Raw genomic sequence first — 24,966 nt, 5'->3', positions numbered from 1 at the left:
TCATCCTGATATTTAAGCTGGTTGGAACCCGAAAGATAGTCCAAAACAGTCAGAGTCTCGTTAGTTCGCACTATATCTCCCAGCATAACAGTTTGAACAACACCATTGGAACTCGTATAGTTCAAAGTTTTATTATCAGGATTATACTCCATATTGGTCTTGTTCAAGGTAATATCAGTCGTAATCCCTTTCGCATCAACATAAGTCAATGTATTCGTTTTCTCATTGTAAGCGATAGAACCTGTACCTAAATCGAGAACATGGAGAGTACCTTTTTCATCCTGATATTTAAGCTGGTTGGAACCCGAAAGATAGTCCAAAACAGTCAGAGTCTCGTTAGTTCGCACTATATCTCCCAGCATAACAGTTTGAACAACACCATTGGAACTCGTATAGTTCAAAGTTTTATTATCAGGATTATACTCCATATTGGTCTTGTTCAAGGTAATATCAGTCGTAATCCCTTTCGCATCAACATAAGTCAATGTATTCGTTTTCTCATTGTAAGCGATAGAACCCGAACCTAAATCGAGAACATGAGGATCACCTTTCTCATCCTGATATTTAAGCTGGTTGGAACCCGAAAGATAGTCCAAAACAGTCAGAGTCTCGTTCGCCCTTACTATATCGCCTACCATAACAGTCTGAACAACGCCATTGGAATTCTTATAGTTCAAGGTTTTATTATCAGCGTTGTACGCTAGATCTGTCTTGTTCAAGGTAATATCAGTCGTAATCCCTTTCGCATCAACATAGGTCAGTACATTGGTCTTCTCATTGTAAACGAGGGAACCAGTACCTAGATCAAAAGTACGCGAGGCTCCCTTTTCATCCTGATAGGTCAATTGGTTAACGCTAGGAAGATAGCTCAGAACGGTCAGGGTTTCATTAGACTCCACCAATTCTTTTAACAGGATCTCTTTGAATTCACTTTCATTCGTTAAAAAGGTAAACTTTCCATCCTTATAGTATACGTTTCCTCCCGCATCCTTTATCAATTCAATAAACTCATTCTTGATCTTTTCACTATTAAAAACTTGCTCGAAAATGTTTGTTGCATCAGCCGTTACATTTATTATCGTCTGTAGTCCAGATTCCGATATATATACATAAGTTCCATCTTTATTATCTACCAAAGTAGTAATCGTTTGATTGTCGTTCACAATCTTACTGAAATCCAACTTTACTGGATTACCATTAATATCTATAAAAGAGATTTCGTAGGTTTCGGGATGATATGAAATATTCGTAGCTGATCCTTTTGATGCTAACACCCACTTTGTACCATCGTTATAATAGATCCCGGGAACAACATCATTTTTTCTCTCCGTATTATACACCATAAGACCTGCAACATGAGACTGCATAGGCGTTGCTTTTGTAGTCATTTCTAAAGCAACTCTTGTATGGAGAACCCCTTTATTCCTACTCGACAGCTCCAAAATGGCATTTTGATTAATCGGAGAGCTACCACTTACTGTTCCATCAGACAGTCTTTCCTGCGCAACAACTCCCCTTAAAAGGGCAAATAAAGCACCAATTAACACAAGGCTTTTAATATCCATAATTCCCTAGTTCTAGAAATAAAGTAGTTTGGCAATTTTGTAGGTTATTCCCAAAAACATCAACCGCGCAGTCAGAACTTACATCTTTAAGCATTACACCTAAAGTCTATTCTGATGAAATCAGATTGCTCCTATCATTTTACTAAACAAGAAATCAGAACATCAGACAATCTCCTATCCAACAGGAAAAACAGTCAATAATGGACTTTTTCATAGTTAGCTGTATATACAGCTACGGCAGATGTAATTTAACTTACATTGATACTAAGGTAGGAAGTTACTTTATTCAAAAAAAAAAGTATCATTAAGAATGATACTTTTTTTTAATGGTTCTCTATACGAGACAAATTAAATTCATTCACAGGATTCATTCATCTTTTCTTTCGCAATAGATGCTCTCATCCATTTTTTTATAGTTGCTTGTGACAAAACACCATACTTCACCATCACTTCACCAATCAGAAGTCGCCCTTCCATAATATCCCGCACCGCTGCTTCTTTGGTATGTTTATCGTATTTCAAGACTTTAAAAATTTGATTACAATTTCAGCTTTAATTCTATATCCATGCTATATGGAGGAAAGAAATAACAAGGCTATATTCCATCTCCTATAATTAAACCCGACCTACCAAAACTATACATATAGATACACTAACCTATTCAAAACCCAACATCAACACATAACCGTGCAACATCTCCCAATTTTAGGTTATGTCACCCGAGCATTGGAAACCCTCCTTTTTACTTATCAGCTGCAAAATCACATTAGGGTCAATCAGCACGATCCACAATGCCACTAAGAAAATCCTGTTGTAATAAGTATAAAAATAGAAAGGGCCAATATTCTCCTACATAAAAAGTTTTTTATACCCATAACCTGCTGGCAAAGATAGCGCTCAAAAACAGCTAAGCAGAAGCCTGAACAATAGAAAAAAGCTTTTTTGTAGCTATACAACTACCTTATTGGCAATCATTAACATACTCTTCAAATAACATTTGCAGATCTCGGACACCCCCCAAAAGTGTTATATTCATAAAAAACAGTTATTCTGCACCCAAAATAAATATCCCGCAAAAAGCATGTTGGTTTTCAAGATCGGAAAAATAAAAAGCCGCACCCCAAAAGGTGCGGCCATAAATATCCTAGATATCAGCGATGTTATGCTTCTGCATACTCTTCTATTGACGGACAAGAACAGATCAACGTTCTATCACCTTGCGATTCATTCACACGTCCTACAGAAGGCCAAAATTTATTGGCTTTTAAATAAGGAAGAGGATAAGCTGCTATTTGACGCGAATAGGACCTATTCCATTCATCATCAATAACAACTGCTGCTGTATGCGGCGCGTTCTTCAAAACGTTGTCTGTTTGATCAACCTCACCTGCTTCTACTGCCGCAATCTCCTGACGGATAGCAATCAAAGCATCACAGAATCTATCTAATTCCGGCTTAGACTCGGACTCTGTAGGCTCTACCATTAGTGTACCCGCTACAGGGAATGATACTGTTGGCGCATGGAAACCATAGTCCATCAAACGTTTTGCAATATCAGCAACCTCAATTCCCACATTCTTAAAGCCACGACAATCCAAAATCATCTCGTGTGCACAACGTCCATTAGCACCAGCATATAATACCGGATAATGACTTTCAAGACGCGCTTTAATATAGTTTGCATTTAAGATTGCCGTTTTTGTTGCCGTCGTCAATCCCTCACTACCCATCATAGCAATATAGCCATGTGAAATCAGAAGAATAGATGCCGAACCGAATGGCGCTGCAGAAACCGCAGAAATACCTTCCGGTCCAGAGACCTCTACGACTTTATGGTTCGGTAAGAATGGTACTAAATGCGCAGCCACACCAATTGGCCCCATACCTGGACCACCTCCACCATGAGGAATACAGAACGTTTTATGTAAATTCAAGTGACACACATCGGCACCGATCAATCCCGGGCTAGTAAGACCTACCTGAGCATTCATATTTGCACCATCCATATACACCTGACCTCCATTTTCATGAATTATATTACAGATCTCAATGATTGTCTCTTCAAATACCCCGTGCGTAGATGGATAAGTAACCATTAATGAGTTTAGATTCGCCGCATGCTCGATTGCTTTTGCTTTCAAATCCTCTACATCGATATTTCCTCTTTCGTCCGTTTTAACAACTACCACTTTTAATCCCGCCATCGATGCCGATGCCGGATTTGTCCCATGTGCCGAAGCCGGAATTAAACAGATATTACGGTGCGCTTCACCACGGCTCTCATGATAAGCACGGATAACCATTAATCCAGCATATTCACCCTGAGCACCAGAATTAGACTGGAACGACATTTTAGCGAACCCTGTGATCTCACTCAACCACTCATCCAATTCATTGATCAACTGCATATATCCTGAAGTCTGGTCAGCAGGCGCAAATGGGTGCAATCCTCCAAACCGAGCCCAAGTAACGGGCACCATCTCTGTTGTTGCATTCAGCTTCATCGTACATGACCCTAACGGAATCATAGAATGACATAGCGATAAATCTTTAGCCTCAAGTGATTTTATATAACGCAACATCTCATGCTCGGAGTGGTAGCTATTAAAAATAGGGTGAGTCAGATAGCTGGATGTACGCTCTAAGTCCGAAGGAATAGAACTTGATAAAGAGTCAACAAGACTTTCTAGCTCTACGTCACTTTGGTGCTTTCCTTTTACTTTCGCAAAAACCTTGACAATAGTCTGTACATCGGCAAATGTTGTTGTTTCATCGATAGATATACCAACAATTCCTTGGTCGTAGTAAAAATTCAATTCATGATTCAAAGCTTCTGATTTGAGCCCATCCACTTCATTACCTACATTAAAACGCAATGTATCGAAGTATGTGGAGTTCAACTGCTCATAACCTAAAGACTGAATGGCTTTATCCGTTAGTTTCGCTAAATCATTAATACGTGAAGCAATATTTTTAATACCCTGAGGTCCGTGGTATACCGCATAAAAGGACGCCATAATTGCCAATAAAGCTTGGGCCGTACAGATATTAGAAGATGCTTTATCACGACGTATATGCTGTTCACGGGTCTGCAAGGCCATACGGAGTGCATACCCTCCATTTGCATCCGATGTAACACCGATAATACGTCCTGGTATATTCCGTTTATAAGCGTCTTTTGTTGCAAAGAAGGCTGCATGTGGCCCCCCGAATCCCATAGGGACCCCAAAACGCTGAGAGTTACCGACAACGACATCAGCTCCCCACTCACCTGGAGCCGTCAATAAGGCTAATGACATCAAATCTGCAGCCACACAGACGGTAATATTTTTGGCATGAGCTGCCGCAGTAAAATTCTTATAATCTGTTACCGTTCCATCCGCAGCCGGATACTGAATAAATGCAGCAAACACATCCTCTGAAAGATTTGCTTCATTGATATCGGCAATACGTATCTCTACGCCAAATGGCACCGCACGCGTCTGTAGTACATCTAAGGTTTGAGGATATACATTTGGAGACACTAAAAATGTATTCGCATCTTTATTCTTACGCGCGCTGTACAGCATAAACATACCTTCTGCAGCTGCAGTCGCTTCATCCAATAGAGAGGCATTCGCTATTTCCAAGCCTGTAAAATCCGAAACAACGGTTTGGAAATTCAGCAACGCTTGTAAACGTCCTTGTGCAATCTCAGCTTGATAGGGAGTGTATTGCGTATACCATCCTGGATTTTCAAAAACATTACGTTGGATCACACCTGGCAAAATCACATCGTAATATCCCTGACCTATATAGGACTTGAATACTTTGTTCTTTTCAGCAATCTGTGCTACTTTCTCCAAGTATGCAACTTCACCCAAAGCGTCAGGAAGGTTTAATGCTTTTTTTGAACGGATTTGAGCAGGAACAGTTTGTTCTATCAGCTCTTCTAATGAACCTACACCTAAGAAACCCAACATTTCTTCTACCTGTGCAGCACGAGGACCATTGTGGCGATCCTGAAATTTTTCTTGGTAATATACGTTACTCATTTGCTTGATAATTGCAAGGACTATATGTAATTAACTCTTTGACAAACAAATCATTTATTCACACAAACGGTTTGTTTTTCGATGTGCAAAGATACGCTTTTTATAAGACTTTTTAAGGGTACACCTATAAGCACTCACTTTTACAAATACATCAATCGATTGTTCTAATCATTGAGCATTGAATAAAAAAAAAAGTGTTTTCATAAAAAATAATTAACAAAATTGGCAGACTATTAATCTCTTTACAGACATCTTACTCAAGAAAGCTCTCCGAAGGAATATACGATCAATACAAAACCGTAAACTTAAATGCCAAAGGATCGAAATGTTTAATTAGTTCCTCTATCAGCTCTTCCCCATATTTGACATACAAAACAGCAAAATTCTCTGTTCTTTCTTGCAAACCACCTCCTGGAAACAACTTCTCCTTTATTCTTTCTATTTGTAAAAGCGCATCTTTATGATTTCTTTTATCTGCCTTCAAAAGCTTCTTTTCAAGATTATTTATCGCCTTTTTCAGCCGAGCCTTAACGGCATCCGTACTAGGCCCTAGACTTGGATCTATTTTATGAGCACGCAGTTTAATCTTTCCAAAAATAGCATTAAGCTCCATCCATTCATCTTTGAGGTGAAGTCGATGGGTAGTATGTCGTCTTACATATTCATTCTGCAAGGCTGCAGTAGATTTAAAAACGCTTTTAAATGTGAGATTCAACCTGTATATCTTACTCACCACATTATCTTCAGTTATCAGAGCCGAGTTACGGGGCACAAGTATTGGAAACGGAACTCCATATTGATCAAAATTAGCCTTTAGCTGCAACCAATATACGATTTCAGCCCCGCCCCCTATATAGGCCAGATTAGGCAGAACAACCTCTTGGTACAAAGGCCGCATCACCACATTGGGACTGAATCTTTCCGGGTGTCTTTGGATTTCCTCCTCTAATTGTTGGGGAGTAAAATAAATTCCTTGGTGCAAAACTTCAAAATCGCCACTCGCAGTTTTCTCTATACGTTCCCTAAACTCATCTGTGAGATAGAAAAAATTACAGGGGCGTGCATATACTTGAGCTGTATATCCACTTGATTCTAGTAATGAAGATGTATTTGAAATAGCTTGAAAGCTTTTTTCATACAAAATATCCTCTTTGATGATCGGCGCATACAACTGTTTCAGCGCAGTACTGTCCGCATCTAAAATAACAAGCCCATATGTTTTAAAAAGCTGATGTACCAAAAAACGTGTTGCATCAGCGAGACTCCGTCCCTCCAAATAAGCCCCTTCAACAATATGTGTCAGCCGAGCCGAATTTTCGGATAGTCCCAGCATGCCACAGTACTGTTTTACAACATCTGCCATCGACCTCGTGTCCATACGTCCCGTCCCAGATTCCCGAGGCACGTCCCAAACTATTTTCTTGCCGTATACACGCGTATTGTTTATTTCTTTAAAATCGTGGTCTTCAGTAGCCATCCAATACACAGGAACAAAATCCTTGTTCGGAAAGCGTTCTTTCAGATCTTTAGCCAATCGGATTGCACACGCTATTTTAAAAATAAAGTACAGTGGCCCCGTAAAAATATTGAGCTGATGCCCGGTAGTAACCGTAAATGTACTATTCTCCTTTAGCAGATTGATATTTTTCTCGACCTCAGCGGCTTCTTCAAGTAATCCTGTATATTGCTTCTGAAGAGTCTCCACCAATATCTTTCTATGCGCAAAGGAAGACTTCAATTCCATTTGAGCTTCAAAGCCCTCCATATCTGGCTCATTCCCGTAGAAAGAACGGAGATCTTCGTTTCCAGCCAAATATCCCAGAAGTGTTTTAGAAAAACTATTTGTGTCTTTGTAATCGATATAGGTTGCCTTCATGTACTAGAAAATATTATCTGTCGAAAATACAAGTTACATCTTTTTGAAAAAAGCGTAGTGCTAAATACAAATTATAGCGAACATTTGACAATAACGTTTAACATTACTCCGGGACAAAGAAGTCTTCTATACCGTTTTAACGTACTTCTCGTCGTAATTTTCAATATCTATAATATAATGATTCTGAATCAAAAAATCATACAAGGGTTTAGCTTCATCCGATACCTTCAGATTTTTAGTCGTTACAATCTTATTCTCCTTTTTATTGAGGTAAGGATACGCATACAGTTTCACATTTTTACTAAACATACCTGATATATAAGACAACAGTTCGTTAGTATAGTTTTCCTTATTATAATTGTCCGAGTTAAAGATATTCCGTAAGTTATAAACGTTTGTCGCTATGCCCACATTTCTAGGCTTAAAAGTCTTGACAAACTCTGCCAAGTGGTTATTTCGCCTAAAATTAGAGACCATAATGTTGTTTCCTGTGGAACAAAGCTCTTCAGCACGTTGTGCAAAATACTGCAAGTCTTCACCTGTCAGATCCAGATCCTCATCTAATACATTACCCATTAATACTTCAATCAGTACGACTGTATTTTCAGGATCTGCTCCTGTATTTTTTCTAAACTGCTCTACGGCAAGATTAAACAAGTCAAAGTTCGGCAAAGACTTTTGTTTATACTTTGTCCGCAAGACAATGATATCTTTCTTATACAAAAAATCTTTAATCTGCGCTGCTCTGCCATCAGGTCTAAATATAGCAGCATTGGCGAAGCCTTTCGCTATAAGATACAGATTCAGAAGACGCTCATTTGCGTTTTCAAACACAGGCCCACTCACCTTCACCAAGTCAATTTCCACAGAGCCTATCGAAAGATTATCTACTAGAGACTCAATCATAACCTGAGGATCCTGTGCATAATAATAGGCGGCAAAGACGAGGTTAACACCCAATATCCCCAGCACCTTAGATTGCAAGCGATTATCACTATCCAACAAACGGACATGGATAATAATATCATTTGTAGGGCCATCTATTTCATTTTGAAACCGAATCCCTAACCAACCGTGTGGATCATTGGTCTTGGTGAAATTCAGCGTTGTCACTGTATCTGCAAAAGCAAAAAAACGCTTGTTTTCATACTTCTCCGTATGCAACCGTTCTGTCAACAAGCTAAATTCATGCGACAACATTTTGGTCAAGCGTTCGCGACTCACATACCTCCCCGAATCCTCCACCCCATATATCGCATCACTAAAGGCCATATCATAAGCTGACATTGTTTTTGCAATCGTACCTGATGCAGCCCCTGCTTCAAAAAAATTGCGGGCCACTTCTTGTCCCGCTCCAATCTCTGCAAATGTACCATAGATCGCCGCGTCTAGGTTAATCTTTAATGCCTTTCGCTTTGTTTCGAATATCTCTCTTGCCATTTTGCAAAGCTACGAAAATACCGCAAATTATTCGGCAAACACTTCAGCGCTCCGTAGGAAAGGGCGCAATCTCGCCAACCGACGATCGTCCCTCGACTAAGCCAGCTCCAACTTTTTCAAAGCGTAGAACAAAGCCGCACTATGTAACGCTTGTCCAATTCTATTTTCGAACAGAAAGCTTTTTGCCTCCTCCAAAGACATGACCACCACCTCGATATCTTCAGAATCGTCTAGATTTTGCTCCTGCACCTTTTTCCCGCCTCTCAACAGATAACTATAGGTTATGTTGCCACTTGTAGCAGGATTGGCATACAGCTCACATAGATATTCTACTGTCTCAAATGCGTAGCCCGTTTCCTCAAGCATCTCTCTGATGGCGGCATCCTGAGGACTCTCTCCATCTTCCACAACACCCGCAGGCAATTCCACCATGATCTCATCGGCTCCACGTCTATATTGCCGTACAAACAAGATGTTGCCTTCCTCTGTAACACCTATCATATTGACCCACGTCGGATATTCAAGCACATAATATTCGTCCTTAATATTTCCATTAGGCAACTCCAGTTTATCCACCCTCAATGTAGCCCAAGGCCTTTGGATAATATAGCTAGAATCAAGCAACTTCCATTTATTCATCACACTAGTCTTTTACTATATCCGCCATTATGCGCTGCACCTTTTTTTCCAACGATTCGGATACATGCGTAAAAGAAGAAGGCTCCAACAAGGTCTCTTTGACAGAACAATAAAACTTAATCTTAGGCTCTGTACCCGATGGTCTTGCAGAAATAACATCCCCCTCAACCGTTATAAACTGAAGCACGTCTGATTTAGGAAGGTCAATACCACACTTACTTCCTGTTAACAAGTCATATGCCTCCTGTTTTTCATAATCACGGATTTCTTTCACTGGTATCCCACCCAATGTCTTGGGAGCGTCCTTCCGAAGATTGATCATCATTTGTTTTATTTCCTCCGCTCCAGATTTGCCTTTTTTTGTCAACGAAATAAGTTTTTCCTGATAAAAACCATACTGCGTGTACAGATCGATCAGTACATCAAACAAAGTCTTTCCCTTTCCTTTAAAATAGGCCGTCATCTCTGCTATAAACGCACAGGAGTTGACCGCATCCTTATCGCGAACTAAATCTCCGACTAAAAATCCATAACTTTCCTCGCCCCCGACCAAGTAGTTTTCTTTCCCTAACAGCTCAGTCATCACTTCACCAATAAACTTGAAGCCCGTCAATGTCTCGTAACACTTTACATCAAAACTCTCACTAATAGCACGGATTAGATTGGTTGTTACGATGGTTTTTACACTATAATCATTCTCTTTCAACTCAAGTTTGTCTTTTTTAGAAGACAAAACATAGTAAACCAATAGGCTGCCAATCTGATTTCCATTTAACAATTGGAATTGACCTTTCCCATTTTTGACAGCTACCCCAACCCGGTCAGCGTCTGGATCTGTCGCCATGACCACATCAGCATCAAGCTCCTGTCCTTTCCGCATTGCCATGGACATGGCCTCCTCCTCTTCCGGATTAGGATACACGACAGTCGGAAAATTACCGTCAGGCTTTGCTTGCTCTTCAACTACATAAACATTGTCAAACCCCCAGGCGTTTAACATCTTGGGAACTATCGTCAATCCTGTTCCATGAATAGGAGAATAAACAATTTTCAACTCTTTATTGGCGCTTACCGCTTCTGGATGTATACTTAGCCGCGTATTTGCCGCAATATATAAGTCATCAAAATCAGAGCCCACCATGGTGATATTTTCACTGCATCGATCAAACTTGATCGCTGAAACAGACTGTATGGCATCAACTTCCGCGATTACATTCTTGTCATGTGGAGCTACAAGCTGCCCCCCATCATTCCAATAGGCTTTATAACCATTGTATTCCTTTGGGTTATGAGATGCCGTCAACATAACCCCGCCCTGACACGCATAATATCGCACTGCATAAGACAACATAGGAGTAGGCCGAAGTTCATCAAATAAAAAAACATGAATATCATTAGCAGAAAAAACGTCTGCCACTAATTGCCCAAACACCTTCGAATTATTTCTGCTGTCGTAAGACACTGCTACCTTTACAACCTGGTCAGGAAACTGCTTCTTGAGATAATTGGCAAGTCCCTGCGTAGCCTTACCTATCGTATATTTATTCATTCGGTTAGACCCCACCCCCATTATTCCACGTAGCCCACCAGTTCCAAACTCTAAATTCTTATAAAAAGAGTCCAACAGCTCCGTTTCTTCCTTATCATCGACCAATCTTTTCACTTGTCTCACAGTATCCTGATCATACTCTGATGATGTCCAACTATCTATCCTGTCCTGTGTGTCTTTATCAAAAACCATTATATCTTATTTTACTTATTTTTTATATCATGCGTCGCATCCAGCATATGCTCGATCCAACGCTGTCACATACCATCCGCCTTTATACCTTTGCACATGGAAGATCAAGGGATCCTTTGTCGTCACAATTATCCTATAGCTTTGGGCTTCATTTCTCTCCAAATTATCGAGCTGCTCTTCTGAAAATATCGACTCGTCAAATTCCTTTTCGAAAGCGGCTATATTTGACAACTGATTGGGATGAGAGGTCGTATCACAGAAAAAGCCCAATTTACTCCATTTCTCGGTTCCACAATCAAACTCGGGCAACTTTTCAAATACGAGCACATAGTCATTTTGTATGTTGGGGTACGGATAATATTCAGGCATGGCCTTAGCGAAGTTTATACTATCGATACGGACAAAAGTGTCCGAAGCACCAGGCCTATAAATAATGGTAAATCCCAAATCAGGATGAACAAGCCGATTGACTTTATCATTATCCCTACTCGCATAAGCCCGTACAAAACGGGTAATCACTTCCGAAAGTTCATTGTTTTCATCAATTGTGGACGGAATTACGCCAGCAACACTATCTTTTTTTTCTTCTTCCTTTTTTGTGCTCCCTGGCCCACACGACAGCACAAAAAGCGAAAATAAAATTGTAACACTTAAAAACCTATACATACACTATTTATTGTTCTTCCTTATTGCTCTTTCTATATCGTCCCACATTTCGTTTGGCACGGCCTCCATCCCATTCAATTGTCCCGCTCCCTGCAACCATTCACCACCATCTATCGTAATTACCTCTCCGTTGATATAACCTGCAAAGTCAGACACCAAAAACGCGGCCAAGTTAGCCAATTCCTGATGATCTCCGACTCTTTTTAATGGAACTCTATTCTTAAAATCAAATTTCGCAGCCAACTCACCTGGCAACAGCCTGTCCCAAGCCCCTTTTGTAGGAAACGGTCCCGGAGCAATGGCATTATGCCGAATACCATACTTCCCCCACTCTGCTGCCAAAGAACGGGTCATGGTCAACACACCGCCTTTAGCTGCAGCAGAAGGCACAACATATCCCGAACCTGTAAACGCATAGGTCGTTACAATATTAAGCACGTTTGCAGACTCACCTTTATCAATCCAGTGCTTTCCAAACGTCAGTGTACAATTAGCCGTACCTTTCAGCACAATATCAATTACGGTAGAAAAAGCATTCGCAGAAAGACGCTCAGTAGGCGAGATGAAATTACCTGCCGCATTATTCACCAATACGTCGACCCGCCCAAATCTGGCAATACTTGCAGCCAACAGCTCTTCTACAGAAACGATGTCCCGGATATCACAAGCCACCGCCAGAACGTCATTGCCAGTCTTGTCTTCAATCTCCCTCGCAGTCTCTTCCAGCACGTCCATTTTACGGCTGGTTATGACTAGATTTGCTCCTAATTCAGAAAAATAAACGGACATCGCCTTACCAAGACCTGTGCCCCCTCCAGTGACGACAATAGTCTTTCCGGATAGCGCATCTTCTTTTAGTGCACCTTGTACCATAGCATCTATGTTTTAAATTTTCGTAATCAAACCCACACTACCTCTTTTGCGTCAGATTGTGAATAATTGTTTTAAGAATATCACGTGTACTAGGCTTCCACCACTGCTCTAAAACCTGTTCAACAGCCTCCTCCTGCCCCCGATCCATAGCCCGGATTAGTTCACTTCTCAGATTCAACTTGGTCTTACGCCAAGCATTCTTCTCAAACTGCATAACCGATTTTACACGTCGGATGGCTGAAATCTGTATCCGATCAAAAGGCACAACCTCGTCTACCAATCCTATAGACAGTGCTTCTTGAGGTTTAAACAAACGGCCTTCTAACAAGCTGCGATATGCAGCACCTTGTCCCAACCAAAAACTATACAGGGTGAAGATAGATTCAGGGACGACAATTCCAACTGGCACTTCATTCAGTCCCATAATATAATCGCCCTCAGCCATTACTCTATAGTCGCAACACAGTGCCAACACACAGCCCCCAGCAGGACTATGCCCAGTAATAGCAGCAACTGATGGCTTCTCAAAGGCTACAAAGACGCTGAGCAATTGCATAAAACGGGTCCAGAAATGTCGCATCTCCTCTTCATTATAAGCGAATAAGGTAATCAGATCTAGCCCTGATGAAAAGAAACCTTCCTTGCCTGATAAAACGATCGCCTCAATGGATGGGTCGACTTGTGCTTCCTGCAATACTTGAATCAACTCCTCTATCACCCTTACATCCATAGCGTTAGACCGACCTCGATCCAACAGGATATGCAATATATGATCGTCTTTCTTCGTATGTATATAATCCATAATTATCCACTTAAAATGATACAACAAGATAAGAAAATATTCTAGCCTACCGCACATCAAACTCCACAAGTTTCCGTAATATTCTTCCGCTCAAGTCTAATCCCTCTACAATGATCATGTACCGTCCCTTACCATCGGCCGTAAAAAAATCAAATGAAGCCTTACCTTCCTTGTCTGCCACAATACTTGGCTCCCAGTGTATCGTAGTGCGCAGATCTCGATTCAGCTGAGTTTCGTTCACAACATCATATACCGGTTTATAGAACGTTCTATTAATATAAAAGCCTTGAGGCTGTACAGTCATGATGCCCTTAGGGACATAATTGTTCATCGCAGAGGTACCCCTTTTTGAAGTGATAATCAACAATCCATTCCCACCATTCATACCATAGATAGCCGTATAATTCGCATTTCTCAAGACCTCTATACTCTCGACATCATTGATATTGATCATCGACAACTGATCCCCCTCGATATACATCCCATCCAGTACTACCTGCATAGGAACATTACCTCGTGTATTATAAGGTATCCCTCCCGTAAACAACACCCCCATCAGACGTCCAGCCAAGCACATATCCAACGTGGTGCAATTCTGTAAATCTTCACTTGTCAACACCTGATCCGCATTGCCCGGCCCATTCAGATTGCTCGAATACTCGGCTACTTTCTTTCGCGTAGATGCACGCACCACAACCTCTTCTATCGCAATAGCCTTCTCCATTAACCCCTTGTTTTCCAGCTCAGCAAAAAACTGTTTAGACCGATTGATTTCGTCCATATACATCGTGTTAATATCCCATCGCTCATCCCATTGATTTCTATTCTCACCGACAGCGGGCTTCTCCGGATTATCAATCACGATGTCGATATTTTTCTTCCCTTTATTGGCATCGCGCGCTGTCACCAGAAACTTAACACTGTCTGGAAAAAAAAGGTCATCAAACTCAAAATACCCCTGATCATTCGCAGTAGTATCCATGAAATCCATATAATTACGTGTAGATATTAGCTGCACTTTGGCTCCCGCCTCAGGCTTCGTCCGCCCCAACTTTTTGGTGTACCCACTTATCTTCAGTGCTTTCTCCACCTCATAAGTTGGCGGTGTTATTGTGCCCACACCTTTCCAATCAATATTCCGCCATCCCTGGGTCAATATCAACAGATCCAGATCCCTAGTCTTAACACCTTCTGCACCAAAATAATACCCCGGATTCTCAATATATCCATTCAAATCAGCACTCAATAATAAGGTTGACAAAATATTGGGTGCCAGCGCCACACTATCTTTTATCGGGGACAGATCAACAACGGAGGCCGAAAAAGCTCCAAACCGAATTGAATCAGAGGCTTCTCCAACATGCATATTCACTTTCACATGATCACGAGTCGTAAAACTTCTTTTATTTAACTGTAGATCTATCGGCAAGTCATAAGCAGTATTATAGCTAAAAAATGGACGTTCAACGATAGGCAAAAATGTATCATCCAATATACTGATCGTCAATACACCTGAAGGCAAGCCTGCTTTATCAACTGAAAAGACAAGTTCATCTTTAGTCAGTTTCTGCTTGGACACAAATAATACCTGTCCCAAATGGTGCACTACAAAAAATACTTCCTTTTGACTGATCAGATCAGGAGAAACATTGAGCTGTGTGAAAATTTTACTTCCATTCTGATTATTGACAGCAAGAGCAAATCCCGACTGCTGTATCTCTGGCATTGGAATATCGCAACTAGAACCATCTTCAAATTCAGCACGCACCGCAAAAGCATCAACTGCTGTGATAAAAAGAAATCCTGCCCCCATCCCCAGTTCATTTGTTTCTATTACCCCAGCCGTATCCTTACCAACGGTAAAATACACTTTAGCTTTAATCCCAAGCCCGTCGTTCCCCACAGCCTTAATAGCCATATTATTAATCTTATCGACCAACAATTTTCCTCCTTCGGGCAGTAGCTGCACACTATTCTGCGACTCTGCTGTTTTTATTTTCACCAGTTTATTTACTGGCAATTTTTCAAGATTTTCAAAATGAAGCTTGAGCTCTGCTTCTTTATATTTTTTATTAACACCAACTGTCAGTACACCGTCTTCATTAGTATTACCGCGCTTTCGCTCGACAGATTTACCTTCAGACCACAGCTCATACCGTACTTGAGTCTTGCTTAACGGCACCCCCGAAAGACTGTTCAATTGAATCTGACACACATTTTCCCTTTCACCAAAACGGACCGAAGTCTTGGTCTTCACATTGTCAGAGCGGCCATTCGCAATGTGAATAGTGCGATCGTAAAAGTATTTTTCATCTGCATTGCGCATCCAATTCGTATAGGCTCGCAGTCTATATGAACCTTCAGTAATCGTATCATTCAACTTAATATCTCCCATCCCCAAGCCCATTAATAGCGGAATCGTCATCGAGCTCACGATTTTCTTCGTCCCATCGATCAGTTCTACATAAGCCACACCGCTATGATTAGAAAACAGATTCTGCACACCGATAGTAGCATACGCCTTAAACCATATGGTCTCACCTGCAGTATAGGCATATTTGTCCAACTGCAGGTATAGCTTTTCCTGTGGATTATTTTCAGCATTAGTCATCACATTGTCTATGACTTTCTGTATCCCCTGAGCCGATACAGAGCTGTAGCTAAGCATAGCTAGAAGAAAAACAAAGAGAAATCTCATATTCGTCTCAATTGATTTATAAAATGTTAGGGAAAGATAACAAAAATTAAAGCTTATTTCTCTAAGTTTGTGACATGAATATCTTAATCGTTGGATCAGGCGGGCGCGAATCTGCCTTTGCCTATAAAATTGCACAAAGCCCTAAACTTACGAAGCTGTACATTGCCCCAGGCAATGCCGGGACAGAACAGTATGGTCAAAACATAGATCTTAAAGTAACGGATTTCGAAGGAATCGCAGCATTTGCACTGGCAAATGACATCAACCTTATTCTCGTTGGCCCTGAGGAGCCTTTGGTAAAAGGTATCCACGATTTCTTTTTAGAAAGAGACGAGCTTAAACATATCGCCGTAGTAGGCCCTCAGAAATTAGGCGCGCAGCTCGAAGGATCTAAAGATTTTTCAAAGGAATTTATGTTTAGGCATAATATTCCTACAGCAGCCTACAAATCTTTTGAGCTATCGAATCTCGAAGAGGGGTTGGCTTACCTTGAGACACAAAAGTTGCCTATTGTATTGAAAGCAGATGGTCTAGCAGCGGGCAAGGGAGTTTTGATCTGCGAGACCTTGGAAGACGCAAAGACCGAATTAACGGCCATGTTGGCTGAAGCAAAATTTGGACAGGCCAGTTCAGTTGTTGTTATTGAGGAGTTCTTAAAAGGTATAGAACTTTCTGTCTTCGTATTGACAGATGGAGACTCCTATAAAGTACTGCCCTCAGCCAAGGATTATAAACGAATAGGAGAAGGAGATACAGGTCTCAATACTGGCGGAATGGGTTCGATATCACCTGTCCCTTTTGCTGATGCATCTTTTCTAAATAAAGTGGAAGAACGCATCATCAAACCCACAGTCGATGGTTTAAAGAAAGACGGTATTCCTTACAAAGGCTTTATCTTTATCGGATTGATGAATGTCAATGGCGACCCCTTTGTTATTGAATACAACGTACGCATGGGAGACCCTGAAACAGAGTCAGTATTACCACGTATCGAATCTGATCTTGTTGATCTATTAGAAGGCGTTGCCAAAGGCGATCTAGACAAACGCTCCTATACACTTAGTCCAAAGACAGCAGTAACCGTGATGTTAGTTTCTGGAGGCTATCCTGGAGATTACGAAAATGGAAAAGTAATCAACAACATCGAAAATGTAAAAGAGTCCATCGTATTTCATGCTGGCACCAAACTAGTCGATGGTGAAATCGTCACAGCAGGAGGACGCGTCATAGCAGTCACAACGATGCAGGATGACCTATTCACAGCCCTTCAACAGGCAACAGCAGACGCTGGAAGAATATTTTTTCAAGGAAAATATTTCCGGACGGACATTGGCTTTGACTTGATTTAAAAAATAATATTTTAGCTTTCAATCAATTACATGTTTTGGTTAAAAATTATTTTGGATAGTTGATAAAAGCGTATATATTTGCATCACCAAAGCAAAAGGGCCCGTTCGTCTAGGGGTTAGGACGCAAGATTTTCATTCTTGAAACAGGGGTTCGATTCCCCTACGGGCTACAAAAAAGCGACTTTCAAAAGAAGTCGCTTTTTTTGTTTTTAATATCAATTATTTTTCTACTTTTGCAATCATCAGATGATATGATGAATAGAATACAAAAAAAATCATTAGCACAAGAAGTAGCCGAGGCCCTTCAATATAGTATTGAGCGAGGCGCATTTGCTATAAATGAAAAACTGCCGACAGAACCTGAGCTTATGCAAAAGTTCAATGTAGGCCGATCAACTATACGCGAAGCCATCAAGTACCTCGCTCAATCGGGATTCGTTAAGGTTCAGCAAGGTTTAGGTACATTTGTCATAAGCAGCAATAGCAACAGTGCCCTTGACGACAAAATCGAGCGGGCAGACTTTGCCGATATATTTGAAGTAAGGCAATTAATCGAGCTCAAGACAGTTGAAAAAGCCGCTTCTAATAGAAGCTCAGCGCAACTGGATAAGATGAAAAAACAACTTGCCAAGCGACAAAAGTATGCCCAAAGCGGAGATACACTCAACTGTATACAAGCCGATGTCGACTTCCATATTCTAGTTGCAGAGAGCTGTGGCAATGCTATTCTCGATCAACTTTATAAAACAATGTCTGTACATGTCATCAAATTCTTCTCCAATATGTACAAGGACACCAGCACATTTATCGAATCACAGGATATACATGAAAGACTATTAAAGGCAATTGAGGACAAAGATGTCACGAGCGCTACCCAAATCGCAACAAAAATAATTGGAAAATTATAATTTTTTTACCCCAAATCGTCAGATGACCTGATGTTTATTAACACATATTATGTCCACTATATCAGCAAACAGAACCGTATATCCTATACTATTCGCTATTAGCTTCTCGCATCTGCTCAATGATCTGATGCAATCTGTCGTACCATCTGTCTATCCACTTCTGAAAGAGAATTATGGATTAACATTTACGCAAATCGGTATCATCACCCTCATTTTCCAATTAACAGCCTCTGTCCTGCAACCCTTTGTCGGCTCATACACCGACAAAAATCCGAATCCGCGCTCATTGGCTATTGGCATGCTATTTTCACTGTCAGGGCTACTATGTCTGGCATTTGCGTCCAACTTTTATTTTATTCTAGCCTCTGTCAGTCTCCTAGGCATTGGGTCATCTGTATTCCACCCAGAAGCCTCACGTGTAGCTCATCTCGCTTCCGGAGGACGCAAAGGACTGGCACAATCTATCTTTCAAGTCGGTGGTAATGCGGGTAGTGCAATCGGCCCATTATTAGCTGCTCTGATCGTCATTCCAATGGGACAAAATTACATTGGCTGGTTCGGTACATTAGCCATTGTAGGAGCTTTCATACTGACCATCGTCGGCAACTGGTATCAGCAGAATATGATTACTAAAACATCAGCTGCTGGATCTGCGATCAATACACCGCAGCATACACTTCCCAAGCGTACGGTAACCATCTCTATTGTTATTTTACTGATTCTCATCTTTTCCAAATATTTCTACATGGCATCGATGACCAGTTATTTTACTTTCTTCCTGATCGAAAAGTTTGGCGTAACAGTGCAGCAGTCACAGATCTATCTCTTTGTTTTCTTAGCTTCAGTAGCCGCAGGAACGATCCTAGGCGGACCGCTAGGTGATAGATATGGCCGCAAGCTCATCATTTGGATTTCTATTCTAGGTGCTGCGCCATTTACGCTATTGTTGCCACATGTGGGATTGACAGCAACCGTTATCCTTGCGGGTGTTATCGGCCTGATCATCTCATCTGCTTTCTCAGCAATCCTCGTCTACGCGACCGATCTCATTCCAGGTAAAGTGGGCATGATTGCAGGACTGTTCTTCGGATTTGCATTTGGCATGGGAGGTATCGCTTCGGCTGTTTTGGGCTGGCTAGCAGACCGCACAAGTATCGAATATGTATTTTCAATTTGTGCATTCTTACCACTAATTGGTATCGTCACAGGATTCTTGCCTAATATCAAACGAAAAGCATAAAAAAAGCCCTCCTATGAAACAGTTTGTCTCATAGGAGGGCTTATATCTTATAAAAGTATAATTAGGCTGTTTTTGAGATAGCATGCTCGCTCCGAGCCATTTTAGAAAGAATCAATACACTCATCAATGCATACAAAAACAATAACCCTAGACTAAGATTACCAACAGCCCATTCGGATGGCAACAGCTGATTTAAAACGGTCATAAATGCCAATCCTATTCCTCCGCCCAAGAAATAGCTCGTACTTGTCAAGCTCGATATCACACCATAGTTTGCAGAATCTACATCCCTAATACTCAATACCGCCATACTCGTAAAGCAAAAGGTAATCCCAATACCAGAAATACAGGCCACACCCACTAAAATCAACGGTAATGGATGTCCCAAATGAATAGCTGTCCACAGCACCGTAGCACCAAGCAGTAGAAATGACCATCCAAAGATCCCCATTTGTGCAGAGTTTAAGCGCTTTGAAACCAATGGCAGAGCAAACTTAGCAATCAAAGCTGAAAGTATACTAAAAGGCACCAATAAAAGACCAGCCGAAGCCGCAGTATGTCCCATATCGCTCTGAAGCATCAAAGATATCAAAAACAGAAACCCGATAAAAAAGGCTCCTTGTATAAAGAATATTCCATTTGATATCCGCACGGAGGATTGATTAAAAAGATCAAGTTTAATCAACGGTTCTTCGACTGTTTTCAATCTATAAATAACCGTACCCAACAACAACACACCAATTAAAATAGAACCTATAATAATAACTGGTGTACTCCCCACGCTAGGCAATTCATGCGTGCCATAAGTGAAACACAAGAGACCAACGACCAACAGAATGGCGGAAGCCATATCAACACGCTGACGCTCCTTTGTTGGTTCGTCTTTCGGAAAGTAAATATAAGCAAGGACCAGTGTCACGGCTAGAATCGGCACATTGATCAAAAATACCCAATGCCAGCTTAGATAGGTGCTCAATAACCCTCCAATAGAAAGCCCGCTCCCCGACCCTATCGCTGCAAAAGAGCTAAAGATGCCGATAGCACGGTTACGTTCCTGCGTCTCTGTAAATGTATTGTTAATAATAGAAGAAGAAGCCGGCATAATAAAAGCAGCCCCTAAACCTTGCAACGCTCTAAACACAGCCAGCGATTCGAAAGAAGTAGATAATCCAGCACCTAATGAGGTCAACATAAATACCAGCCCCCCCACAAGGAACACTTTCTTACGTCCACGCTGATCCGACATCCGTCCACCGATTATCAGAAAACCACCAAACAAAAGAACATACAAGGTCTGAAGCCATTGCGCCTGTTCAACCCCAATATGAAACTGCTCCTGTATCGAGGGAATGGTAAGATTTATGATGGCAATATCCAGTGCCTCAACAAAAGTTGCGACAGAGGCTAATACTAGAATCAGATTTTTCCGTAACTGCATATTAAAAATTTTCGCCAAAGGTACCCTTTATCGCCCAAACGAAAAACAACTCTCCAAAATTTACAATAAACGGACCTTATATTTTATCTTAGCCAGCATAAATACCTTACATTTTGTGTAGGTTTATAGTTAAAACACATTGTCAGATTAGAGCTTATAACGATATATGGAATTTAGAAAAATAGGAAATACAGACATAGAAGCCTCGGTGATTACATTTGGCGCTTGGGCTGCCGGCGGATGGATGTGGGGCAGTACTGACCGCAAACAGGCAACGGAAGCCATCATCGCAGCTTATGATGAAGGTGTGACTTCTATCGATACCGCCCCTATATACGGGCAAGGTACAAGTGAGGAAATTGTCGGCGAAGCTATCCGCGGAATAGCTAGAGATAAAGTACAAATACTCACCAAATTTGGTATGCGCTGGGATTTATCGACCCCACAAGGTGCGTTAGCAATGCACAGTAAAGACAATAACGGACAGCCTATTGACATCTATAAATATGCAGGTAAGGAGAGTGTGATTAAAGAGACTGAAGCAAGTTTGAAAAGGCTAAAAACCGACTATATCGACCTTTTGCAACTACATTGGCCAGACGTCACCACACCGATAGCTGAAACTATGGAGGCCCTAGAAATATTGATCCAACAGGGCAAAATTCGTGCAGCCGGAGTCAGTAACTATACAACAGAACAAGTAAAAGAGGCGAGGCACACACTCCCCATAGTGAGCAATCAAGTCCCATACAGCATGCTAAACAGGGGAATTGAAACGGAATTGGTCCCTTATGCACTGAACAATCATTTGAGTATTATTGCCTATAGTCCAATGGAACGTGGCCTACTCACAGGCAAATATACCCAGGGGTTTAATCTTCAGGAAGGAGATCATCGTCAAACCTATTTCAAAAGCTTTGATTTAAAAAAAGTAAATCATTTCCTTCAACAAATCGAGCCAATCGCTGCGACAAAAGGCATCTCTCTTTCCCAGCTCGTACTTCGATGGACTAGCTTACAACCTGGAATAACCCTAGTTCTCGCTGGAGCCCGCAATGCACAACAAGCAGTTGAAAATGCGAAAGCTGCACAAGTACAATTAGCACCAGAAGAGTTAGCTTTTATTCAGCAAGCCCTTGAAAAAATATAGCATTACAATAAAGAGGAGGGCATCATCCCCTCCTCTTTATCATTTTTAAGTACACTAAGCCGTAAAACCTATCCCACCTGCAAGGATTTTACCAGGACGAAAAATACAACAGTTTAAAACCAATGTCACAAAAAACAAATGCCGTACGGCTATTGGATACCGCTAAAATTGATTACAAACTAAGAGAGTATGAAGTAGACGAGCAAGATGTAAGTGCTGAGCATGTAGCTCTGTCTATGGGTATAGATATCGACCATCTCTACAAAACTCTGGTGCTCAAAGGAACAAAGGACCCCTATCTGGTGGCCGTCATCCCTGGCAGCAGCCACCTGGATTTTAAGAAGCTTGCAAAAGTATCAGGCAATAAGAGCTGCGAAATGCTCCCTATGAAAGACCTACAACAGGTCACAGGCTATATCCGCGGTGGCTGTTCTCCCATAGGAATGAAAAAGGAATTTCCTACATTTATTGAAGAGGCTGCACAACTTGAGGAGACTATTTCGATCAGTGCTGGCAAACGTGGTCTACAGATCATCCTACAGCCCACGGATCTCGCCACGATGACCCAAGCTTCCTTTGTAGATCTGATCGGTTAGTGTGCTGCTTTCTATCTTTTCTGCTTTCTTTGGACGTTTCATAAAATGCCATCGACGAATCGTAAACCGTTTACCTTTTCTGAATAGTAGTTTCTAATTTTGTTTCAAATCAAATCAAGATATGGCATCATTAAAACACATCATCCTCGTATTAGCTCTGCTTGTAGGGACCTTCAGTCTTTCATTAGCAAAAGTTAAAATCCCTCTTGGAGAAAGAGAAGTGCTGAATAAAGTGCACGACCTACCTGATACCGATGAATTCAAACTAGAAAACGGCAGCTATCTAGACCTAGCAACATTACATACCGAATTTAATATCGCTTATATCCTACCTTTGTATATCACTGTAGCCCCTAAACTTGTCGGTTATGATGAAAAGACAAAAGAATATTATGATATTCCGGATAAGGAGATGGAAAGCTTACTAATGGAGCAGAAATTAAAATCGACCAACCTTAATAAATTGCCTTTTTATACGCAATATGGAGGAAAACTAGTAGGCCTAGCATTGATCGCCTTTATCATTTGGGGATTTATCCCATCCTCGAAAAAGAAAGTAGAACCTAGAAATATATAAATCATTTAAATAAACAGATATCATGAGTATCCAAGTCGTATTAATTATTGTAGCTGTAGTACTTGTCTACGGAGGAATATTTTACTTTACCTACGCAAAGAAGAAAAAACTGAAAGAGGCTATGCAAAACATAGACTTTAAATCCGAGCTTCAAAAAGCAGAAACTTACCGCGACAATTTTCTTGACGGCGAGTATGACTACCTCAAAAAGCAAATGGGCAGTCTTCCTATAGATGCTTTTAACTTTGCAAATTTAGACTACGGCAACAAATCTGCTATTAAAGATGGTCTGAAAGACTCTTTAAAAAGCGCGGCAACCCTAGGTACCGTAAGATACCAAACAGTACAGACCCCTAAATACTTGCTTCTAAGCGGTGACGAACTCCACCTTCTAGATACAGATACTGAAGGAGATATAAGCAATCACCTTGTATTCAATGGAGAGAGGCTTGCTCAAGCGACTTTAGAAGAAATTCCTCAGAAAGGAACTATGCAGGCATTTGCGAAACAGAAAGGCGACAATGTCAAAGCTTATAGAATTTCTTTGCCAACAGAAGGGAAATCGATTGAACTTATTCTGTTTTCAGCACTCGTATTTACTTATGCAACGACGACGACCAGTATGTTTTCCATGAATACACAAAAGCTGATCCAAGAAAATGTTATAGCAAATGACTTTCTATTAAGGCTTGGCGAAAAATATCCAAACTTGAAAGTATCAGTCCCTTTTGCGAGCTAATTAGAGCAATTCGTTTATGAACAATAGAAAATCCATTGTCATACTAATTAGCTTATTGGCAATTGCCGGGATAGGTATAGCCCTCTGGGCAGATTCCGTCTTAAGCGAGATCGAAGACGATAAAGAACAAACTCTAAATCTATCCAAACGTATTTTAGATTGCTTTCCAGATCATGTATCCCTATACAAATATCCAGTCGAATACTCAAACGTGGCGTGGAACAAGAACTATCTGGTGATTGAAAATGGCGGATACGATGAATTAGGAATTACTTATAAAGCGAAATGGAACGAAAAGCTAGGCACAACACAAAACTATCCTGGAGAGTATATTAAGGGCGTGATCGTGATTGCCAAAGATATGTCAGAAAGAGGCGAATACCTTAATAAGGTTGGTCAAAAAGAAAGAATCTACCAAAGGAATTATATTATCAGCTATTTTGATCTAGACAAAAAGATTGTCCTAGGTAGAGATACCTTATATGGAGAAGAGCCCTCAAGCAGCAAAAGGGCGAAAGCCTCCTCCACAGCAGACTTCCCTAATGATCAAGCTGTGATTGATGTTATATCCAGTCGATTACAATAAATAAACTACATACTCTTTTTAAGAATCCTGTTGATTAATTTCAATGGGA

The 24,966-nt window shown here is 40.9% G+C and carries 20 protein-coding genes and 1 tRNA gene; 9 read left to right on the top strand and 12 right to left on the bottom strand.

The features are described from left to right. The 11 genes from M472_RS44715 to M472_RS40605 form a co-directional block, all read right to left on the bottom strand. The coding region (locus M472_RS44715; RefSeq protein ID WP_021071777.1) for a hypothetical protein at positions 1–1,565 on the bottom strand (1,565 nt) is incomplete at its 3' end. 354 nt (positions 1,566–1,919) lie between these two features. Beyond that, entirely contained in the window at positions 1,920–2,087 is a 168-nt protein-coding gene (locus M472_RS45505) for a hypothetical protein (RefSeq protein ID WP_021071776.1), read from the bottom strand. Positions 2,088–2,725: 638 nt separating this feature from the next. Further along, positions 2,726–5,599 carry an aminomethyl-transferring glycine dehydrogenase gene (gcvP, locus tag M472_RS40645; protein ID WP_021071775.1) on the bottom strand — a complete coding sequence of 958 codons (2,874 nt, stop codon included), beginning with the start codon at positions 5,597–5,599 and terminating at the stop codon, positions 2,726–2,728. 286 nt (positions 5,600–5,885) lie between these two features. Then, a complete protein-coding gene (bshC, locus tag M472_RS40640; protein ID WP_021071774.1) occupies positions 5,886–7,475 on the bottom strand; it encodes a bacillithiol biosynthesis cysteine-adding enzyme BshC in 1,590 nt (529 codons plus the stop codon). A 126-nt stretch (positions 7,476–7,601) separates the two neighbouring features. Next, positions 7,602–8,915, bottom strand: a complete 1,314-nt coding sequence (locus tag M472_RS40635; protein WP_021071773.1) for a hypothetical protein — start codon at positions 8,913–8,915, stop codon at positions 7,602–7,604. 96 nt (positions 8,916–9,011) lie between these two features. Next, the gene (locus M472_RS40630) at positions 9,012–9,554 is read right to left on the bottom strand and encodes an NUDIX hydrolase (RefSeq protein ID WP_021071772.1); all 543 of its coding nucleotides are present in this window, start codon (positions 9,552–9,554) and stop codon (positions 9,012–9,014) included. 4 nt (positions 9,555–9,558) lie between these two features. Next, complete coding sequence (locus M472_RS40625; RefSeq protein ID WP_021071771.1) at positions 9,559–11,295, bottom strand: phospho-sugar mutase; 1,737 nt, start codon at positions 11,293–11,295, stop codon at positions 9,559–9,561. A gap of 27 nt (positions 11,296–11,322) precedes the next feature. Beyond that, positions 11,323–11,961, bottom strand: a complete 639-nt coding sequence (locus tag M472_RS40620) for a hypothetical protein (protein ID WP_031301964.1) — start codon at positions 11,959–11,961, stop codon at positions 11,323–11,325. Positions 11,962–11,964: 3 nt separating this feature from the next. Beyond that, the gene (locus tag M472_RS40615; protein ID WP_021071769.1) at positions 11,965–12,834 is read right to left on the bottom strand and encodes an SDR family oxidoreductase; all 870 of its coding nucleotides are present in this window, start codon (positions 12,832–12,834) and stop codon (positions 11,965–11,967) included. A gap of 37 nt (positions 12,835–12,871) precedes the next feature. Then, on the bottom strand, positions 12,872–13,636 hold the full coding sequence (locus M472_RS40610; RefSeq protein ID WP_021071768.1) for an enoyl-CoA hydratase/isomerase family protein: 765 nt from the start codon (positions 13,634–13,636) through the stop codon (positions 12,872–12,874). Positions 13,637–13,682: 46 nt separating this feature from the next. Then, the gene (locus tag M472_RS40605) at positions 13,683–16,334 is read right to left on the bottom strand and encodes a TonB-dependent receptor plug domain-containing protein (RefSeq protein WP_021071767.1); all 2,652 of its coding nucleotides are present in this window, start codon (positions 16,332–16,334) and stop codon (positions 13,683–13,685) included. A gap of 74 nt (positions 16,335–16,408) precedes the next feature. Here M472_RS40605 and purD point away from each other — a divergent pair, with 74 nt between their 5' ends. The 4 genes from purD to M472_RS40590 all read left to right on the top strand — a co-directional run bounded on the left by purD (position 16,409) and on the right by M472_RS40590 (position 19,831). Further along, positions 16,409–17,683, top strand: a complete 1,275-nt coding sequence (gene purD / locus M472_RS40600) for a phosphoribosylamine--glycine ligase (RefSeq protein WP_021071766.1) — start codon at positions 16,409–16,411, stop codon at positions 17,681–17,683. 98 nt (positions 17,684–17,781) lie between these two features. Then, a tRNA-Glu gene (locus M472_RS40595) sits at positions 17,782–17,853 on the top strand. Positions 17,854–17,934: 81 nt separating this feature from the next. After that, positions 17,935–18,591 carry a FadR/GntR family transcriptional regulator gene (locus M472_RS0123090; protein WP_022829436.1) on the top strand — a complete coding sequence of 219 codons (657 nt, stop codon included), beginning with the start codon at positions 17,935–17,937 and terminating at the stop codon, positions 18,589–18,591. 49 nt (positions 18,592–18,640) lie between these two features. Continuing rightward, positions 18,641–19,831: an MFS transporter gene (locus tag M472_RS40590; protein ID WP_021071765.1), complete on the top strand. Its 1,191-nt coding sequence runs from the start codon at positions 18,641–18,643 to the stop codon at positions 19,829–19,831. A gap of 61 nt (positions 19,832–19,892) precedes the next feature. On the opposite strand, the gene M472_RS40585 is transcribed toward M472_RS40590, so the two are convergent. After that, positions 19,893–21,269 (bottom strand): MFS transporter, encoded by a 1,377-nt coding sequence (locus M472_RS40585; RefSeq protein WP_021071764.1) that lies wholly within the window; start codon positions 21,267–21,269, stop codon positions 19,893–19,895. A 166-nt stretch (positions 21,270–21,435) separates the two neighbouring features. Between M472_RS40585 and M472_RS40580 the strand changes: the two genes are divergently transcribed. The 5 genes from M472_RS40580 to M472_RS40560 all read left to right on the top strand — a co-directional run bounded on the left by M472_RS40580 (position 21,436) and on the right by M472_RS40560 (position 24,917). Next, entirely contained in the window at positions 21,436–22,419 is a 984-nt protein-coding gene (locus tag M472_RS40580; RefSeq protein ID WP_021071763.1) for an aldo/keto reductase, read from the top strand. A 122-nt stretch (positions 22,420–22,541) separates the two neighbouring features. Beyond that, positions 22,542–23,015, top strand: coding sequence for a Cys-tRNA(Pro) deacylase (gene ybaK / locus M472_RS40575; protein ID WP_021071762.1), 474 nt, complete (start codon positions 22,542–22,544; stop codon positions 23,013–23,015). Between the two features lie 121 nt (positions 23,016–23,136). Beyond that, positions 23,137–23,592, top strand: coding sequence for a hypothetical protein (locus tag M472_RS40570; protein ID WP_021071761.1), 456 nt, complete (start codon positions 23,137–23,139; stop codon positions 23,590–23,592). A 22-nt stretch (positions 23,593–23,614) separates the two neighbouring features. Continuing rightward, positions 23,615–24,331, top strand: coding sequence for a hypothetical protein (locus M472_RS40565; RefSeq protein WP_021071760.1), 717 nt, complete (start codon positions 23,615–23,617; stop codon positions 24,329–24,331). 16 nt (positions 24,332–24,347) lie between these two features. Further along, positions 24,348–24,917: a hypothetical protein gene (locus tag M472_RS40560; protein ID WP_021071759.1), complete on the top strand. Its 570-nt coding sequence runs from the start codon at positions 24,348–24,350 to the stop codon at positions 24,915–24,917. Positions 24,918–24,966: the final 49 nt, after the last annotated feature.

The sequence above is a fragment of the Sphingobacterium paucimobilis HER1398 genome (assembly GCF_000416985.1).
Lineage (GTDB): Bacteria > Bacteroidota > Bacteroidia > Sphingobacteriales > Sphingobacteriaceae > Sphingobacterium > Sphingobacterium paucimobilis.
Note: the sequence above shows the minus strand (reverse complement) of the source record. Positions and strands in the feature narration are given on the sequence as shown.

What these genes read in the sequence shown, in the direction of transcription:
- gcvP (WP_021071775.1), bottom strand. Translation starts at nt 5,599, where the DNA reads ATGAGTAACGTATATTACCAAGAAAAATTTCAGGATCGCCACAATGGT.
- bshC (WP_021071774.1), bottom strand. Translation starts at nt 7,475, where the DNA reads ATGAAGGCAACCTATATCGATTACAAAGACACAAATAGTTTTTCTAAA.
- M472_RS40635 (WP_021071773.1), bottom strand. Translation starts at nt 8,915, where the DNA reads ATGGCAAGAGAGATATTCGAAACAAAGCGAAAGGCATTAAAGATTAAC.
- M472_RS40630 (WP_021071772.1), bottom strand. Translation starts at nt 9,554, where the DNA reads ATGAATAAATGGAAGTTGCTTGATTCTAGCTATATTATCCAAAGGCCT.
- M472_RS40625 (WP_021071771.1), bottom strand. Translation starts at nt 11,295, where the DNA reads ATGGTTTTTGATAAAGACACACAGGACAGGATAGATAGTTGGACATCA.
- M472_RS40620 (WP_031301964.1), bottom strand. Translation starts at nt 11,961, where the DNA reads ATGTATAGGTTTTTAAGTGTTACAATTTTATTTTCGCTTTTTGTGCTG.
- M472_RS40615 (WP_021071769.1), bottom strand. Translation starts at nt 12,834, where the DNA reads ATGGTACAAGGTGCACTAAAAGAAGATGCGCTATCCGGAAAGACTATT.
- M472_RS40610 (WP_021071768.1), bottom strand. Translation starts at nt 13,636, where the DNA reads ATGGATTATATACATACGAAGAAAGACGATCATATATTGCATATCCTG.
- M472_RS40605 (WP_021071767.1), bottom strand. Translation starts at nt 16,334, where the DNA reads ATGAGATTTCTCTTTGTTTTTCTTCTAGCTATGCTTAGCTACAGCTCT.
- purD (WP_021071766.1), top strand. Translation starts at nt 16,409, where the DNA reads ATGAATATCTTAATCGTTGGATCAGGCGGGCGCGAATCTGCCTTTGCC.
- M472_RS0123090 (WP_022829436.1), top strand. Translation starts at nt 17,935, where the DNA reads ATGATGAATAGAATACAAAAAAAATCATTAGCACAAGAAGTAGCCGAG.
- M472_RS40590 (WP_021071765.1), top strand. Translation starts at nt 18,641, where the DNA reads ATGTCCACTATATCAGCAAACAGAACCGTATATCCTATACTATTCGCT.
- M472_RS40585 (WP_021071764.1), bottom strand. Translation starts at nt 21,269, where the DNA reads ATGCAGTTACGGAAAAATCTGATTCTAGTATTAGCCTCTGTCGCAACT.
- M472_RS40580 (WP_021071763.1), top strand. Translation starts at nt 21,436, where the DNA reads ATGGAATTTAGAAAAATAGGAAATACAGACATAGAAGCCTCGGTGATT.
- ybaK (WP_021071762.1), top strand. Translation starts at nt 22,542, where the DNA reads ATGTCACAAAAAACAAATGCCGTACGGCTATTGGATACCGCTAAAATT.
- M472_RS40570 (WP_021071761.1), top strand. Translation starts at nt 23,137, where the DNA reads ATGGCATCATTAAAACACATCATCCTCGTATTAGCTCTGCTTGTAGGG.
- M472_RS40565 (WP_021071760.1), top strand. Translation starts at nt 23,615, where the DNA reads ATGAGTATCCAAGTCGTATTAATTATTGTAGCTGTAGTACTTGTCTAC.
- M472_RS40560 (WP_021071759.1), top strand. Translation starts at nt 24,348, where the DNA reads ATGAACAATAGAAAATCCATTGTCATACTAATTAGCTTATTGGCAATT.